Here is an 18,330-nt window from a genome sequence, read left to right as displayed (position 1 = left end):
CAGAGACTGGAATATGAAATTCACTGAAGCCAAATTAGAGCAAGCCATTATTGAGCTGTTAGGCGAGCAAGGCTATCCACATTTAAATGGTGGAGAGCTAAGTCGTAATAATTCAGAAGTATTAATTAAAGACGATATACGTGCATTTTTAGCTAAACGTTATCAAAGTGCGAGCATAACCGAAGGTGAAATAACGTCGATTATTCACAAATTGGAAACCTTGCCTGCCAGTGATTTATACGACAGTAATAAAACCTTTTGTAAGTGGCTTAGCGATGGCTTTTTATTAAAGCGAGAGTCTGGTAGTGCTGCAGGGAGTGCTTCTCAAAAAGATTTGTATATTCAACTGCTTGATTTTGACAACGTAGAAGAAGCAGTAAAGCAAAGCTTATTAGGTTTGAAAAACCAAACGGCAGCTGAAACACAAACTGAACTTCATGCAGAATTAGCAATGGTGGCTGAAAGCACCGTTGAGTATACTTTGGATTCAAGCGATAAAAACATTTACCGCATTGTAAACCAATTAGAAATAGAGGGGGCTACGGGTGAAAAGCGTATTCCTGACGGTATTTTGTATATTAATGGCTTACCGCTGGTGGTGTTTGAATTTAAAAGCGCTATACGCGAAAAAGCGCCAATATTTGAAGCATTTGAACAATTAACTATTCGTTATCGTCGCGCTATTCCGCAGTTATTTGTATTTAACACCTTGTGTGTGATCAGCGATGGTGTGAATAATAAAATGGGTAACTTGTTTGCCTCTTATCAATTTTTCTATTCTTGGGGCAAAGTAACGGGTCAAGAGCTTACCGCACAAGATGGCATAAACTCCTTACATACCATGTTGCAAGGCTTATTCGATAAAGCGCGTTTACGTGATGTAATGCGACACTTTATCTATTTTCCCGATAGTGGTAAAAAGGAGATTAAGATTGTTCCCCGTTACCCGCAATATTATGCCGCAAAAAAACTTTTTGAAAATATTAAAAGGCACTTAAAGTCGCATAGCAGTGATGATCCTATTCGAGACGGTAAAGGCGGTACATACTTTGGTGCCACGGGCTGTGGTAAAAGTTTTACTATGCAATTTTTATCTCGGTTGTTGATGAAGAGTGTGGAGTTAGAAAGTCCAACCATTGTATTGATCACCGATAGAACAGATTTAGATGATCAATTATCACAACAGTTTGGTAACGCTAAAACCTATATTGGCGACAATAGCATTGAAACGGTTACTAGCCGTACGCATTTACGTGAATTATTAAAAGGGCGTAACAGTGGCGGTTTATTCTTAACAACCATTCACAAATTTACTGAAGATACAGAACTGTTGACGGATCGTTGTAATGTAATTTGTATCTCTGATGAAGCACACCGTAGCCAAGTAAATTTAGATCAAAAAGTGACGGTAATCGAAAAAGGGCCTAATGCTGGTGTTAGGAAAACTTTTGGCTTTGCTAAATATCTACATGACTCACTGCCTAATGCGACTTATGTTGGTTTTACCGGAACACCTGTTGATGCAACGTTAGATGTGTTTGGTCAGGTTGTTGACTCTTACACGATGACCGAGTCGGTTAAAGATGAAATTACCGTTCGTATTGTGTATGAAGGTCGTGCAGCTAAAGTTTGTTTAAACAATAGTAAATTGGCTGAAATTGAAGCTTATTACAAAAAATGCGCTGATGCCGGCAGTAATGAACTGCAAATAGAGGACAGCAAAAAAGCTACTGCGAGTATGAACTCGATATTAGGCGATCCTGACCGTATTAGAGTATTAGCAATGGACTTTGTCGAACATTATGAAAAACGAGTCGAGGAGGGCTCTACGGTCGCAGGAAAGGCAATGTTTGTTTGTAGTGCTCGTGGTATCGCTTATCAGTTATATCAAGAATTAGAAGCATTAAGGCCTGCTTGGTTTGATGTTATCGATACCGATAATGCATCGAGTTTGTCTGATACCGAAAGAAAGCGCGCAATTAGCGAAGGACGTATTGCTGCACCATCAGAGAAAGTTAAGATGGTGATGACACGTGGTAAAGATGATGTTGAACGTTTATATAACTTACTTGGCGGCAAGGATGAACGAAAAGAGCTAGATAAGCAGTTTAAAAATAAAAACTCTAACTTCAAAATAGCCATTGTGGTTGATATGTGGCTAACGGGTTTTGATGTACCGTTTTTAGATACCATGTATATAGACAAACCTCTGCAAAAACATAGTTTGATTCAAACCATTTCACGGGTAAACCGCCAATTTAAAGACAAAGATAAAGGCTTGGTTGTCGATTATATTGGTATTAAATCTGAGATGAATAAAGCCCTTGCGCAATATTCGAAAACGGATGAAACCAATTTTGAAGATATAACGGCCTCAGTTATTGAAGTTAAAAACCACTTAAATTTATTAGCAGGTTTATTTCATCAATTTGATATAAGTCCTTATTTCACTAATCAAGCCGTAGCTCAATTAAACTGCTTAAATCATGCAGCTGAATTTGTACTGACTACTGAAAAACAGCAAAAACGTTTTATGGATATAGTGAAACGCTTAAAAGCAGCTTATGACGTGTGTTGTGGTAGTGAACAAATTAATGAAGACGAACGTAATCATATTCACTTCTATCTAGCTATTCGTTCTATTGTTTATAAGCTCACTAAAGGTGAAGCGCCTGATACTGAACAGATGAATGCTAAAGTGCGCCAAATGATTTCAGATGCATTACAGAGTGATGGTGTAGAAGAAATTTTCAAACTTGGTAATGAAGAAGGTGGTGAGGTTGATATATTTGATGAAGATTATATTGCCAAAATAGAAAAAATAAAATTACCTAATACCAAAATTAAGTTACTGCAGCAGCTATTAGCAAAAGCTATTGGCGAGTTAAAAAAGGTAAACCAAACACAAGGCATAGATTTTACCAAACGCTTTGAAGCCTTGGTTGAACGCTATAACGAACGTAAAGAAGATGATGTGCTTGTAAGTAACGTACTAGATGACTTCTCTGAAAGCATGGTTGATATGATTTACTGCGTTAAAAAAGAAATGAATGCTGGTGATGAGCTTGGCATTGATATCGAAGAAAAGGCCTTTTACGACGCATTGAAAAAACTTTCTGTTAAATATGACTTTAGCTATCCAGAAGATAAGCTAATTGAGTTAGCTAAAGCAGTAAAAGTAATTGTGGATGATAAAGTTAAATTCACTGATTGGAATCACCGAGAAGATATAAAATCCATGCTTAAAGTTGAATTGATAATGTTGCTGGCAAAGTTTAAATATCCGCCAATAAGCCGCGATGAGGTTTATAAAGAGATATTTGAACAAGCGCAGAGTTTTAAGGAGAATAGGGATGCGTGATATTTTTACATATAAGATAACTCTAGACGTTCAAGTTAAAGGACTACTTAATTAATGAAAGCATCAACTAGAAAAAGAATTTTAGACTTAATTATCAGTACAGATGCAGCTTTTGATTTTGCAAATAACAGGGATGACGGCATTGTTCCATTCTTAAATGAGATATGGGATTTGAAATCAATGCCGTCGGAAGATAGCAGATATAATGATGCTGAGGGTGATGTAATTCAGCATACGATAAACAATGACGATTGGGATTTACATGAGTTATTTGAACAACGATTAAAACTCGTTGAAAATGAAAATTATTTTATTAAATTTGTTGAAGTTTTTTTACTACCTAAATACCAAAGCACTCTCGAACTAACCTCTTATTTTACTGAAAAAATTAATGATATTTTAAAAAAAGAAGGCCTTATTCTCGCTACGGTAAGTTACGAGGGGGACTTTCCTATTATAGAGTTAACGAAGATGGATACTCTTGATAGACCCAGCGATATTCCTATAAACAAGATTCCTTTTTATGTAATTCCATACCCAAGTATGAATATAAGTAATTATGCTAATCAATTAAAAGTAGATAATGAAAAACCCAAAACTTACTTTCTTCTAATAGCTGATAATTGGGATGACCAATATAAGTATGAAACTACATTTGGCTTGGTTTGTTTTGATGATGGTAATAAAGTTATCTTAGGTTCTTTGAAAATAGCGAGTAATAACAATAACTATACAATGAGAGTTTTACCATCTGAATTTTATTCTTTAGGGGAAGAATTTGTTTCTCTAGGGCAAGATGAGGATTATTACAATAACTTACATGAAATGTTTGGTAAAAATATTGGATCGATACTTTATTCATTAAAAGATGCTGCTTTTTTCACTGAAATCTCTGAAGAGTTTGAAAATTTGGATGTGTTTAAAAGCTCTTTAACTAGAGATGATGAAGCTGAAAGAATACATAGAATAGCAAAACCAATGGTTTCTGGCGCTGATTTAAATAAACTATATGCTTTTACATATAAGTTCCATCCTAAATATTCTGACTTTAGTATTGATGTTCCTTTTCACTTTTCAACAGATGGCGCTTTACCAAAAAGAATGATTGCTCTAATAGGCAAAAATGGAGCAGGAAAAACGCAACTACTTACTTCATTGCCGATCGAGATAGCAAAAGAAAATAGTGAATTATTAATTCCTCAAAAACCAATTTATAGCAAGATTATTGCGGTTTCATATAGCACGTTCGATAATTTTGAATTACCCAAAAAGACATCAAATTTTAATTATGTTTATTGTGGTTTAAGAGATGAAAAAGGAGTGCTTAGAACTAAGCTAGGGCAGCTGCAAAAGTTTCATAATACTTGGAAAAAAATTCACAAGCTTGGACGGTTAGAAAAGTGGAAAAAAGTTATTTCTAATTTTTTAGATGCCGAATTAATAGAGCTATTTATTAAGCCAGATCCAGAAGATAGCATAAAGCTGTATTTTGATAAGCACGGTTTTGATAAAGCTCGAGAACTTCTAAGTTCGGGACAATCTATCGTTCTCTTTGTTGTATCAGAAATTGTCGCTAATATTAGGCTTGATAGTTTGTTATTATTTGATGAGCCTGAAACTCACCTTCACCCAAATGCAATTAGTCAACTTATGAACGGCATAGCAGAGTTGATTAATGAGTTTGAATCTTATTGTATTATTGCCACACACTCTCCAATTATTATTCAAGAGATGTTTTCTCGAGACGTTTTAGTTATCTCTAGAGAAGAAAATGTCCCTTCGGTTAATAAAATTGGTGTTGAATCGTTTGGAGAAAATCTATCTGTAATCACGGAGGAAGTTTTTGGTAATAGATCAATTCCTAAGTATTATGAGACAACGATGAAAAAACTAGTGGAGGACTATGGGTCCTACGATAAAGTACTGAAAGTATTACAAAAAGATAAGTTACCGGTAAGTTTAAATGTGCGACTGTACTTACAGAATTTGGTTGAAAATAATGCTCAAAATTAAAGCTTATGAAGAAGATTCTTTCTCTTTTTACAAAGAAATTGTTAAGTCTAAAAATAAGACAAAAGCAAAACCAGATATTAAAGAACAGCTCGCAGCAATTTCTGATACCCAATCTCAGTACTTTGACGATTACGATGATGCATTTGATAAGAACTCTTTAGCTTTAATGCTGAGCATGCCATACAGTGATAATGATAAAGTTAACTTAAAGTCTTTATATAATTATAGAAATCAAAGAATACAGGCTTTAAAAAATACGCTTACTAAACATCCTCATTATAAAGAACATATTTTAAATACTTGTCAAAATTGTACAATAAACGAAGTTGATTCAATGGATCATGTACTAGGTCAGACTGAGTTTCCTGAGTACTCTGTTCACCCAAAAAATTTGTTTCCATGCTGCACAGCTTGCAATAGAAAAAAATCAGACAACTATACTAAGGAAGATGGTTCACTGTTATTTTTAAACTTGTTTATAGATGACTTACCACAATCACAATATCTTAAAGTAGATTTTGATGCTAACTGGATGCCTCGGTTCTATTTAGAACAGCCTGACAATGTGACTGATAATGTTTTTAATCTGATTAAAAGTCATTATGAACAGCTTGATCTTTTGCAAAGGTTTAGAGGTAGCAGTAGTGGAATAATCAGTACATTGAAAGCTACAATTAAGTCGTTTAAAGGACTCGATATAAATATTGGAGATAAAATTGATGAACAATGTAAAGATCAAGAACTCTTCTTAGGTTACAACCATCGACAGATAGTTATTTACCGTGCACTAGGCTCATCTGATGATTTTATTCATGAGTGCATGGGTTAAAATTAAGTACAGAAAATACGCATATATATAATTTTTATTACTGTGATCTGAATTTAAAGTTTTAGTTGGGTAGCTTTAACTCAAAACATAGGATTTATAAGATTTGATCTTTTGGATAGGTCTTGATTTATTTCCTAAACTCAGTGTGTTTTCACAAGTTATTATAATGACTTATTAGTGATTTCCTCGTTAAGTTATACAGATTTAATTTATCATTTTTAAACATAGGGAGACTAATTCTTCACAGTTTCGGCTCGTGATATTTGACCTAGGACCAATAAGGTAATCCTTTTTAGTAGCTCAATTGAGCCTTCAGCTGAATATGTTAAAGGCTCTATTCATATTTTCTGTTACTTGCTATTTAGGTAGTCAAGTAGAACTTCATGGTGGTCTTTGGTTTTGAACTTGTTAAATACATGTTCAATTTCACCAGACTCATTGATTAAGAAACTAGTTCTTACAACGCCCATATTCTCTTTACCCATAAATTTCTTCAATTGCCATACATGGTACTTTTCACAAACCGCATGATCTTCATCAGCGAGTAGGGTGAAGTTCAATTCTTGTTTGTTGATAAAATTTGTTAACTTTTTAGGTGTATCAGGGCTAAGACCAAGAACTACAACATTGTGTGCATCTAATTCAGCTTTGGTATCTCTTAGTCCTTGAGCTTGCACAGTGCAGCCTGGCGTTGAAGCGCGTGGGTAGAAGTAGATTAGTACTTTCTTTCCTTGCAGCTCAGATAGTGTAACTGGGTTATTATCTTGGTCATTTAGGGTAAAGTCTGGTGCAGTCTGTCCGGCTTCGATTGCCATAATATTTGTCCTTATTTCAATGTTTGCTTTTACGGTAATTTATCACCGTTCTATTTGCTACATTTTTAATATGTTAAAGAGGGCTACTTTAGGTGGTTGTAAATGTCTTGTCTAGTGGAAACAATAGCTAGGATGATTTTATCTGAATTTGCCGTCAATCACATTGTCAGCTCGAGTACTTACAACTTTGTCCATGGCCTTTTCCCTTTCATAAACTGGTACCATTTCCATTAATACTTGTACCATTTTTATATGACTTGCTGCTTGATTTGCAAGGGCTGTTTTATGGCTTTTAGCCAATTTGTGATACTCAGTTTTCTTTTTATTTGCTTGAGTTCTATCTTTTTTTAGTTTTTTTACTTCTTCTTGTAAAAGCTCAATAGGGCATTGGGTAGACTTACTCTGCTCAACACGATTATTGAGCGACTTATTCTTTACCATGGTCTTTATATCTCCATGGTTACGAAGAGAACCTACCGACAGTCCTGCTTCTTGCTCCACCGTGCTGTCATTGATTTTTAGCTTTCCAGCCTTAGCTTTTAATCTTAATTCTCGATTGTCAGGCTCACCTTTAATCAATCGCTCTAAGGCATCTAGGAACTTCTTTCTTGTTGCTTGCTTCATACTGTTACTCCTATGTAGGGTATAAGAAGATCTTGTACTTGTTTGGGTAGCACCACAGGATCATATTCAATATCTAAGTCAGTCATGATACGTTCTGCTGCAGTTATCTTAATGTAGGCTTCTGAGGCTGTCTGAGCGGTTAACTCATCATGTTCAATATCCCAGAGCATATTTATTTCGGCTTCTTTGCGCTTTGCCTCTGCAAAAACTGCATCGATAATGTAATCATTCTTACAATCAACACATTCCATCAGATTAACCTGTGTTCGCAAGCTACAACCTGTAGATGTACAATAAACTCCAGGCGCTACCGCATGAATATGACGCTTTTGATCACGTATCTGCTTTTTCCAATAGTTTAGAGAAAGCATGTCATTGTCAATTTTATCCTTAAAGAGGTTGCGTTCAGTTTTCATCATGTTTTTTGCAAATTCTTTGCCTTTACCACCAGCTACTCGTTCCTTATTTGCAAGTTTTTTGAAAATATTTAGGTAAATTTTAGCTTTTTGGTCAACTTTTTCTTCATCAATGGCATAAGCAAGGTTTTTCTTTTTTTTTCTAATTTTTTGGAATTTACTAGCATTTCTTGCGTAAAGTCGTGTCATTGCTAAGGATACATGACTGAACTGCTGTTTTAATTGAGGGAATGAAAGCAATTCGTACCCAACAAGATAGTAGGCAAAAGAACGTCGAAGTTGGTGTCCAGTGAAACAATAATCTTCACCAACATTAAAGGTAAGGTTGGGGTCGGAAATTTTTAAATCAATGATATCTTCGTTTGTTAGAGTGAGTTCATCGGCTAGACTAACCTGAAACCATTTTTTAGAGTGTCTATTTAAACAAGATTTAGTGATGGAACTGTAATCTTCTTTAATTTTGTGAAAAAAGTATTTACTTTGTGTATGAATGCTTTGTAATGGTTCATGTAAAGCTTGCAGTATTTCATAAGCCTTTTTACTCACTTCTGTTGTTACAAATTCATCTTGCTTTGACTGAATACCTTTCACTGTTTTTGATAGGTCAGCATGTATAACGTAAATAGTTTGTTTTGATATGGTTTCTGTTGTACACCCTTTAGTTGTGTTAATATGATAAATTTCATCTGATCGCATGCCTGTTCTAGATAGTAAACCCCATAAACAGCCCCCATTAATCTCTGAAAAGAGTGTTAGAGCAATATTTAAGCCTGTTATTTTTATGTCACCAATTTCTATAGTCAGTAAAGGCTGGATTTTATAGTGATATTCACTTTTAATAGCTGGCTTATAAATTTTTAATATTTCATTGATTTTGTTTTCAGTCGGCGACTCTAGAGCCAAAAATGCTTCTTTAAATGCAGTGTTTACTTGTTTTGATTTTTTAGTTGATGCGGCCATAAGCCATATAATTGTACCGTTGACTCTAATTGAATCATCACTAATGAGGTATGATGCATACCCTTGATACAGTTTGTCAAAGTAAGTAGTAATGTAATTAGACAGCTTGCTAAGTTCGTTTCTTAATGGATAAAATTTATTAATTAGCTCTTCGGATTTTTTTAACCCTAGATAATATAAACGCTGAGGGATAACGGAGTGTTGCTCTGCTTCTTTAAGTGATAAACCAAAATGAGCAGGGTCTAATTTTCTTTTAAGAGCGACATCAAAAGGTAAACTTCTTGCTTCGGTAAGGAGTTTATTTAAAGCTACATAGATACTTTCTCTTTCAAAATCTATATCCGTAGAGTCGATTAATATCCATGACTCTATAAGTTTAAAATCAAGATGTTCAAAACTGTTGTAACCACTATTTAGAAGAGGTTGTATTAATTTTTTTAAACCAGTAACAGTTCCATAAATACTTCCAAATGAGTAATTATGAGGAGATAACCACATCATTTGAAGGGCAAGTGCTTTTAGTTGATTTCTGAGGGAACGTTCAATTACACTTCCTTTTAACGTGAAATCTATAGTGAGTACTTCGGTGTTATTTGGCTCAAAAAAAAGTTGAAGCTGCTTCCATGCATTATTATCTCCTATCTTACCTAATGACTCGCCTGTAACAGAAAACCCAATATCAAGGTGTTCAAATTCATCCCAGATACCACTTTCAATAGCAGGTTTTAATACATCAATTAGATAATTACTATATGCACCAACATTGTTTTGTGCTTCTTTGATAGATTCAAAGCGATCAAGATCATGTAGTTTTATCATGGTAATCTCCTAATTAGCGATACATAGACAAAATGGCGTGGTTGATTGAGACTCTGGCGTGACGTCCATGTTTGTTGAATAAAGCCATAGCTTCTTCATAAACACTAATGCTTGCTCCATCTAGGGTGTACTCATAAGCGTCAATTTTTTCAAAAACGTTTTCTTTTACATCAGGAAATCTGTCTAAAACTTCTTTCAAAGCATCAATAAAAGAAATGAGCTTGTAGATTGCTTGAACGTCGTCAACCGCTTTGGCTGACTTGCACTTGTAACACATATCATATTCAGCACATAGTAGCTTTACTCCCATTGCCTTATTCGTTTTGCGTTGAGAGTTGTTACCACCTTCAATATTTTGTTTTCCGTTACATGTTATGCCGTTTGGGTTTGTTTTAGCTTTATTGTTTTTTTTGTTTTTTAGCCATCTATCATGTGTAAGCATCGGGATAGCGTGCATGGTAGCAACATATTTTTTGGCTTTTTCGAGAGTGCTGCCTTTTGCCATTCTTTCAAGGACTTGTACACTTTGCGAGAGTATATTTTGATTGAGTCGAGGGTCACCGTTCGCGTAATGTTTGTTGATAGTGTTAAGTGTATTTTGAAGAGCGCTTTGAACTCGCCCTATATTGCTATCATCGTACTCCTGTGAACTAGTCATTTCTCTCCATCGAGAAGATTGAAGTGAAATAAAATAGTCGTTTGGCTCAATTGACCAAGTTACCATTAGATTTGATGATATAGGAGAAATACCATTCCAATCTTGAGGGGCTTCTTTGGTGGGACCTCTCTTAAGTAATAACCTAACGCTCTTTTTGCTTTGTTGTTTATCTGCTTGTTCATTTGCTAATTTCTCAATATCTTGGATTAGTTTTTTATCTACAGCAGGAATAGTAAAGCTGCCATTAGTTCCATTTTTATATTTGAATGAGATGGTGACATAACCGTCATGTTTTTTTTCTGAATAATAGAGAGGAAGTAAGATTCCTTTTAGTGATAAACCTGTGTAACAAGATAAAATACAGTAACTTGCACTTATTGCTCCTTGAGTCGCCTTAGCTTTAACGTTTATTGGGTTAATCACTTTACTAACTTCGGATCTTCCAAACTCATTTTTGACTGTTTTAAGTTTTATATATTGATGGTTACGGTAGGTATAAAATAACTCTTTGAACCAAGGTAGGCATTTTTCTCGGTATGGTGACACAAGATTCAAATGTAAACTTAGGTACTTATTAATTGTGGCTAAATTAAAATTGTCATATGTTCCACCTTTGTTGTTTAATGTGAAAAATAACTCTGCACCTTCTTTGTCACTTCCATAAAGCCTCGATAATTTTTCTAATGTCTTAATAAATGTCACGCCATCCCTTTTATCAACATCAAACTTAACTAGTGACTTATCAGTTAAGTTTGTAAGAATGGCATCAACGTGCTTATTTGACCTCGTTTTAAAACTAGACACTTTTACTGTTTGTAGGTTTTTATCACGTTCATCGGTATGGATTGTGATTGGGTGAGCGATAGCTCTTACATTTGTATCGTTAAGTGAAGTGAAGAAACACATTAGATGATACGCTGCACCCATAGCCATGTTGAAGGCTGCACTTGCTTTGACGAAGCAGTCTTTCTTGCTATTTTTACCTAGAATAGCTTCTAGATTAGTTGGAATGAAAATGACTTCCTGATGCCCACATAAATCAATAGTCACAGCTAATTCCTTGGGTAACGCTAAGTGATCTTCCTTTGCTGCTATTAATTGTGGTGCTAAAGCGAAAAACAACGCACTTAAGCGTGAAACTAGGAGCTGTTCTTCATCATCTGAATAACCTTTAGTTGGATTTTTTATGGCTGAGAACCCTTTGTGTAGAACTATCCAATGCTTAGCAGGTAAACCACACCATGATAGAGCTTCGCGTAGTGCTGTAAGTATGATCGAGGCACTTGATTCTTTGATACCAAGTTCATCACCATTTTGTCTTTCCCATAGTTTTTTAGATGGGACATATACTTTTACACGATGCCTTAGCTCACCATCGTTCCCTGCATACTTTAAATAGCCGACTTCTGAGAAAGGGTTAACATTAACTGAATCGCAAAATCTGATATAGGAATCGAAAGCGTTATAAACATTACTCACTGTTTTTGATGAATTGCCATTATTAACATATTCTTTAGCTTTTTTACAAAAGCTTCTTAGGTAAGGAGTACGGTTTTCAAGTTTGTCGTTATTTTTATCTGCACCAAGATACAGTAAGTGTGAGACATCGAGCTCTCTGATTTTATTATCTATCGACTCCTTATAAAAGATTGTTAAATTGAGTGGAACAACATTTTTGTTATTTCTAACGGGCTTGGCTTTTTTAGAGCCTTTAGTTAGCGGACTTTTTGCCATATTACCAACCTCCGTTAATTTTGTTGTTCTTGCTCTTTGCTATGCTTAATTGATGGTCTCGTTTATCCATGAATATCACGTATTTCTGTGTTATGCCTGTATTGGAATGCCCCATAAGTTCTGCTAATTCATCCATCAGAAAGTTGTAATCAACACCTCTGCTTTGGTGCTCTTTCCAAAGCCAATGAGTCGCAAAAGTTGAACGCCCATCATGGACTCGGTAATACCAACTAGCATCTACTTCTTGAATCAATGTGCGTAATGCGGAGAAGTGTTTTTCTAGTGTGTTTTCTGTATATTGCTTTCCTTTATTTGATATAAAAAGATAGTTAGTAGAATCACGCTCTTCACCAGATTCAATCAATTTATTTCTCTTGATTAGGTTTATTTCACGTTGTTTACTTTCCTTGTATTGCTCTAGCTCTTCATAGAGTTCAACTGGAATTTCGACAGTACGAGGCTTGCCACCTTTAGTAACTATTATGGGAGTGGGGACAACATCAAGTCCGCTGTAATCACTTTTGCCAATATCATGTGCAGGAAAATGAGTTACCTCTTCAATTCGAAGCCCCGAACTAACTATTAACTTAAACATCAGAGGGAAAGGTTTAGGTAACTGTTCAACATATTTTTCAAATAACTCTCGATGATCAAAGGTCATCGGTTTCAATTTTTTATGTGGAGGGGTGGACTCTGCCTTTGGGAACATTTTCATTATGTTTGATATTTCATATTCTCGCTTCATACCTGATTTGGTATGAGCAAGCATATCGTGCTGATCAACACCAATAAACCTTTCAACTTCGGTAAAGTGAGTCATTAAATGTGTTTCATCATTTTTTATATAGCCGTATTTTTGCATCCATTTATAAAACCCTATGACAGCCCCCATGTAAGTTCTAGCAGTACTAAGAGCTAAACTTTCATCTCCATTGGAGTTTGCATGACGACAGTTCGCAAGAAGGTATTCAGCAAAGCGCCAAGGTGCACCTTCTTCTTCGTACTTGCTCAGAGTTTTATAAGTTAAGTACTCAGGCGGTATCTCATTATTATTTTCATCAAATTGAGAGTAGTGTGTAGAGTCTAAATAGCGAGTAAACATCAGTAATGCTTTAGCAATACTCTTGGTATCTTTAACAGCGGCTTCGCCTCTTAATTTAGAAACAAGGTAAAGGGATTGTGGGTAAACAACACTGCCATCAGGTGCAATGATAATATCTGTTTTCCTACGGTATTTCTGACGGTTAGATGGGGATAGGTGTGGCTTAAGAGTAATTTCACCAGTATCGTTATCAACGCACTCTGAAATTTTAATGTTTGCTAAGGTGTCAACTTTTATTGAAAGTAGTTGGAAGTCTTCATAAATGTCATTATAGGTTTCTGTTTGACTTTTTATCACAACAAGTTTCCTTAATATGTTTTCCACATATCAAAGATAGTTTATCATAAATTTAAATCAAGGTTATCTATCATGAAAAATATTCAGGGGTAAATTTCTTTAACCCCCAAACACCAAATTCATCAGCTACTTTATGATCAACATCAGAAAGTAAGGTGAAGTTAAGTTGGTCACGCTCGCAAAATTTAGCTAAACGTTTAGGTTCGTCTGGAGAAATACCAAAAACAACAGTGTTTAGATTACTTAATTCACTTTTATTGTCACGTAGGGCTTGCGCTTGAACTGTACAACCAGGGGTCATCGCTTTAGGGTAAAAGTAAACCAATACCTGCTTCTTACCAATATAGTCTGCTAATGCAACCTTGTTTTCATTTTCATCTTTTAACGTAAATAATGGCGCAGTATCACCAATAGTTAAGGTGTTCATATTTATCCTTTCTTAAATAATTTTGTTTAAATAACTATACAAGCCCGTGAGTTGTTTCTTTTATACACCCTTGTACGCCAAATTGCTCGCAAAGTCGTAAAAAATCATTCTCAATATCATTAATGCTTATTTTTTGCGTTAATGCAATGGAAATACTCGCACTTATAATGCTAGTTTTGGGGTCTATTTCAGATTTCAATGAGGAAATATCGATTTTTCTTGTGGCAAAAAACGCAGTCATTGCCTTGAGTAGACCGGGTTGATCAGTACCGGTGTAATCCGCTTGATAATGTTCAACAAGGTCATAAGTTTTGTGACCAGAAGTGCGTTTCATCATTGTGATTAAATCTAGCGCATGAGCGACCATGGGAAGCCGAGTTTCAATCTTATTTATAGCACGGTTATCGCCATGCAAAAGCATTATAAACGTAAACTCTTGCCCGAATATAGCCATCCTGCTATCTAAAATATTACAGCCGCATTCACTTGCTAATTTAGTTAATTCGCTAACACAGCCTGTTCTATCAGAACCCATAGCGGTTAACACTAAATATTGAGACATTTATTTGCCTAGTCGGTGAAAAGGGAGATTATAACGTATCTAATTAATATAGCGTACCCATATAGGGAAAATAACCGTCACGAATCATAATAATAGGCTTGTGTTTGCAAAAACAGGCAAGTACCATGGTGCGCTAATAAATCGATGTGTTTTAAACTCAATATTTTTTAATGTTACAATTGAACCAATTACGCTTTAAACCATCAAATGAATACTATTATATACCCAAGTGGGATTTCTCAGGAGTTTTAATGAATCGCCAATTGTTTTATTTTTCTGTTATCAGCTTAACATTATCTGCATGTAGTAGTGTTGATAGTAAGCGGGCGCAGGGAGATTTTGATTATGCAAAAAAACAAGAGTCTAAAGAATTTGTTGTCCCTGAAAATTTGGATAAACCAACAAGAAAACAGCAATTTGCTATTACGAGTATTGTAAATACTCGAGGCCCTGTTGGTGAAGAGATGGATATCAGAGCGCCATCTTTGGTATTGCCGCTAGCTGATTCTTCACGAACGATCCCTGAATCAGCGGATCCTATCATTTGGTTTGATAAAGTACTTGAAGATAGAAGCTTACTTACCTTTGTTAAAGATGCTCTTATTGGACAGTTAACTTCAGATGGTGTTAATTATAATACCGTTAATGTTGATCCTAAAAAGAATGATGAAGTAGGGGGCACGACTGAAATCATTGAATCGCAATGGTATCATCAAGAAGTTGAAACAGGTTGGTTGTTTAAAGAAATAGAACAATCTATCAGCATGCGCTTTCGTTATGAGTTTTACCTTAAACCACATGGCCGTAGTTTATCTTTAAAAGTTTCTTTAATTGATTATATGAAAACTGATATGCGTGGTGGTACTAAAACTATTGATCCTATTGATAAACAACGTGTTGAAATGGCGATGTTAAATGAAGTGATCGGACAAGTTGATTATAATTATCGCTTACAACAGCGAGAAAGTCGCTTAGTACGTGCGAACCAAAAACTGGTCACGATTAGTGAAAATAGAGCAGCCGAAAATGCCTATGCTGTTGAAATGAGTTTAGATAATTTATGGGATAATATGCCTATATTTTTCGAAAATCATGGTTTCACAATTACCGATTTAAATGAAAATGATAAAATTTATTATGTAGATTTTGTCAAACCAACTATGAGTCTTTGGGCTAGTATTTGGGGAGACGATCGACCTGTTATTGAACTAAATGATGCTAAGTATCAATTTGTACTTGCACCTATTGAAGACGATAGCCTAAGAACATCAGTGACTATTTATGATGCTAATGGTGAGCCTTTACCTTTATCAGTATTAGAACTGATATTTCCTGTGATGGAAAAAGGGTTATCTTTTAAAAATATTTACTAAAAATAGACTATTGCATATTAAAAAGCGCTGATGGTTCAGCGCTTTTTTTTTAAATTTAATTTTTAATTATTTTTAGTTTACGTAATATTACTTTTTAAACTGATCTTGCTTAATCGTCGGCATTTTATGCTCAGACTTATTTGTTCTTGGTAATGTTTCTTCTCGATCATTTAACGCTTTTTTACGCATTTTATGATTGGTGCTTTTATAGAAGGTACTGAAATTACCAATAAGTAAGGCAATCGTGACACCTATAATTAAAATCGCTAACCAATTTTCCATGTATTATCCTATGTATTTGTTATGCAAGATGCTATTGATAAGATCATCATAAGCTTTACTGAGTTTATTTTAGCAATGTCTCCAACAAAATAATGTTATTCAATCAATAAATTGTATTAACGTTATTGATGTAACGTTTAAAAATTACCGGTAAATGTTCAATTATAGTATCTTTGCCTGCGATATCGGTTTCTAATAATAAGTTTTGTAGTAACTCTATACTCAATATCGCTTGATATTGTTTAGCAAGTGGAGCGTAAGACAAATGCCACGGTTCTTCTGCTATACCACCTCGGAAACGATCATATGGAAAATAAAAACCATATTGTTCAGCATGCTCTACTAACCAAGATGACAGCTTAGCGAAAGGACCTGAAGCAGCATACTCCCATGGCTCTAATTGTAATTTATCATCACCTAATAAATTGGGTGCATAAATATCAATATCACAGCCCCAATGATGCCTACTTCCACCTGGAAGAGCAGAAAATAGTAAGATAGCATTCATTATCTCAAATTCAGAAAGTTTATTAATATTTATTACTTTACCATCAATATCTTTAATGGCCGTTTTACCGGTAAATTTATTATTCCAAATTAACAATTGTCGTTCAAATGAGCGAAAGCCACTTGCAAGTTGTATTTCAATACCTGCTTTAGCTGCATGGTCTACTAATGCTTGGTAATCGTTTTGCATCAGTTTATGTATGCCTAATACTTTTGCATTAGCCGGTTTATCTGTATTAAGTGACGTAGCATTTTCAAAAAAATCGATATGTTGATCAGTTAAGCCAAGTGCTTGCGCTGAAAATTGACCACTTATTTTTTTATTAGTTACTCCAGGGCTCATAGCAGTCATTCAGTTTTATCTTGCAGTAATACTTGCTGTAAACAAGTATAATAAATATCACAAAGTTTTTCTAAATCCTCACATGTAACCGATTCATTGACTTGATGAATAGTTGCATTACATGGCCCTAACTCTATTACTTTTGCACCTGTTGGTGCAATAAAACGGCCATCAGAAGTCCCTCCTGATGTTGAAAGTTTTGGTGCTATACCGGTAACAGAGCTGACAGCTTGTGTTACTGATGTTAGAAAATCACCTTTTTCATTACCCAGTTCGGTAATAAAAGGCTTGCCGTTAAATGTCCATTTTATATCGTAGTCTAATTGATGTTTATTGAGAATTGATTCAACTTGTTGAACAATAATTTGATCTGTTAACTCTGTACTATAACGTAAATTAAACAACGCAGTTAAATGCCCAGGGACAACATTAGTCGCACCGGTACCTGAATTAATGTTTGATATTTGAAAACTTGTGGCAGGGAAGTAATCATTTCCATTATCCCAATGATATTGACTGAGCTCTGTTAAAGCAGGCATTGCTATATGAATTGGATTGATAACATGTTCAGGGTAGGCAACATGTCCTTGTTTTCCTTTAATATCTACATCTGCCGAAATAGAGCCTCGACGACCATTCTTTATCACATCACCAACAAAATCGGTACTTGATGGTTCACCAACAATACAATAAGTTATTTTTTCATTTCGTGCTTCTAATGCATCAATAACACGAGTGGTACCATTAATAAAAGGGCCTTCTTCATCGCTCGTTATTAAGTAGGTGATAGCGCCATGATAGTGAGGGTAATCAGTAACAAATCGCTCTGTTGCCACAAGCATTGCAGCAAGACTGCCTTTCATATCTGCAGCACCTCGTCCATAGAGAACTCCATCAATAATGGTTGGCTCAAAGGGTGGTGTATGCCATAGTTCTAAATTTCCAGCGGGAACAACATCAGTATGACCTGCAAAACAGAATATAGGGTCACTTTCATTTAACGTTTTACCATCACGTCTAGACCATAAGTTAGTCGTATCTTCAAACACCATTGTTTCGTTAATAAAACCAAGCTTTGCAAGTCTATCTTTCATTAATTGCTGACAACCCGCATCTTCAGGGGTTACTGATGGGCGCGAAATTAAATCGATTGCTAGCTTGATCACATCACTAGTTTGGTCAGACATAAGGATCCTTGAAATATAAAT

The 18,330-nt window shown here is 35.2% G+C and carries 13 protein-coding genes and 1 pseudogene; 4 read left to right on the top strand and 10 right to left on the bottom strand.

The annotated features are described in order from the left end of the window. The first annotated feature begins 13 nt into the window (after positions 1-13). The 3 genes from Q4503_RS11985 to Q4503_RS11975 are packed head-to-tail and all read left to right on the top strand — an operon-like array spanning position 14 to position 6,203. The gene (locus Q4503_RS11985) at positions 14-3,361 is read left to right on the top strand and encodes a type I restriction endonuclease subunit R (RefSeq protein WP_303602410.1); all 3,348 of its coding nucleotides are present in this window, start codon (positions 14-16) and stop codon (positions 3,359-3,361) included. Positions 3,362-3,415: 54 nt separating this feature from the next. Continuing rightward, positions 3,416-5,374, top strand: coding sequence for an AAA family ATPase (locus tag Q4503_RS11980; protein ID WP_303602409.1), 1,959 nt, complete (start codon positions 3,416-3,418; stop codon positions 5,372-5,374). Next, positions 5,361-6,203, top strand: a complete 843-nt coding sequence (locus Q4503_RS11975) for a hypothetical protein (protein WP_303602408.1) — start codon at positions 5,361-5,363, stop codon at positions 6,201-6,203. The genes Q4503_RS11980 and Q4503_RS11975 overlap by 14 nt, the downstream gene beginning before the upstream one ends. Before the next feature lie 350 nt (positions 6,204-6,553). Here the strand turns inward: Q4503_RS11975 and bcp (Q4503_RS11970) are convergent, their stop codons facing one another. The 7 genes and pseudogenes from bcp (Q4503_RS11970) to Q4503_RS11940 form a co-directional block, all read right to left on the bottom strand. Beyond that, positions 6,554-7,021 (bottom strand): thioredoxin-dependent thiol peroxidase, encoded by a 468-nt coding sequence (gene bcp, locus Q4503_RS11970; RefSeq protein ID WP_303602424.1) that lies wholly within the window; start codon positions 7,019-7,021, stop codon positions 6,554-6,556. Between the two features lie 135 nt (positions 7,022-7,156). Beyond that, on the bottom strand, positions 7,157-7,642 hold the full coding sequence (locus Q4503_RS11965; RefSeq protein WP_303602407.1) for a hypothetical protein: 486 nt from the start codon (positions 7,640-7,642) through the stop codon (positions 7,157-7,159). Next, the gene (locus tag Q4503_RS11960; protein ID WP_303602406.1) at positions 7,639-9,837 is read right to left on the bottom strand and encodes a hypothetical protein; all 2,199 of its coding nucleotides are present in this window, start codon (positions 9,835-9,837) and stop codon (positions 7,639-7,641) included. Before Q4503_RS11960 ends, Q4503_RS11965 begins: the two co-directional genes overlap by 4 nt. A gap of 13 nt (positions 9,838-9,850) precedes the next feature. Next, complete coding sequence (locus Q4503_RS11955) at positions 9,851-12,229, bottom strand: hypothetical protein (RefSeq protein WP_303602405.1); 2,379 nt, start codon at positions 12,227-12,229, stop codon at positions 9,851-9,853. Between the two features lies 1 nt (position 12,230). After that, positions 12,231-13,628 carry a site-specific integrase gene (locus tag Q4503_RS11950; RefSeq protein WP_303602404.1) on the bottom strand — a complete coding sequence of 466 codons (1,398 nt, stop codon included), beginning with the start codon at positions 13,626-13,628 and terminating at the stop codon, positions 12,231-12,233. Between the two features lie 91 nt (positions 13,629-13,719). Continuing rightward, positions 13,720-14,055 (bottom strand): annotated as a pseudogene (gene bcp, locus Q4503_RS11945) (thioredoxin-dependent thiol peroxidase); the annotation flags it as partial. 34 nt (positions 14,056-14,089) lie between these two features. Further along, positions 14,090-14,617, bottom strand: coding sequence for a glycine cleavage system protein R (locus tag Q4503_RS11940; protein WP_215972776.1), 528 nt, complete (start codon positions 14,615-14,617; stop codon positions 14,090-14,092). A 251-nt stretch (positions 14,618-14,868) separates the two neighbouring features. Here Q4503_RS11940 and bamC point away from each other — a divergent pair, with 251 nt between their 5' ends. Further along, complete coding sequence (gene bamC / locus Q4503_RS11935) at positions 14,869-15,990, top strand: outer membrane protein assembly factor BamC (protein ID WP_215972777.1); 1,122 nt, start codon at positions 14,869-14,871, stop codon at positions 15,988-15,990. An 87-nt stretch (positions 15,991-16,077) separates the two neighbouring features. Here the strand turns inward: bamC and Q4503_RS11930 are convergent, their stop codons facing one another. From Q4503_RS11930 to dapE, 3 genes are all read right to left on the bottom strand, one after another. Further along, entirely contained in the window at positions 16,078-16,272 is a 195-nt protein-coding gene (locus Q4503_RS11930) for a hypothetical protein (RefSeq protein ID WP_215972778.1), read from the bottom strand. Positions 16,273-16,375: 103 nt separating this feature from the next. Continuing rightward, entirely contained in the window at positions 16,376-17,131 is a 756-nt protein-coding gene (locus Q4503_RS11925) for a M15 family metallopeptidase (protein ID WP_252727451.1), read from the bottom strand. Next, positions 17,128-18,309: a succinyl-diaminopimelate desuccinylase gene (dapE, locus tag Q4503_RS11920; protein WP_215972779.1), complete on the bottom strand. Its 1,182-nt coding sequence runs from the start codon at positions 18,307-18,309 to the stop codon at positions 17,128-17,130. The genes Q4503_RS11925 and dapE overlap by 4 nt, the downstream gene beginning before the upstream one ends. Positions 18,310-18,330 lie beyond the last annotated feature (21 nt).

It is taken from the genome of Colwellia sp. 6_MG-2023, assembly GCF_030547765.1.
Classification (GTDB): domain Bacteria; phylum Pseudomonadota; class Gammaproteobacteria; order Enterobacterales; family Alteromonadaceae; genus Colwellia.
This window is presented reverse-complemented; position numbering and strand designations above follow the sequence as displayed.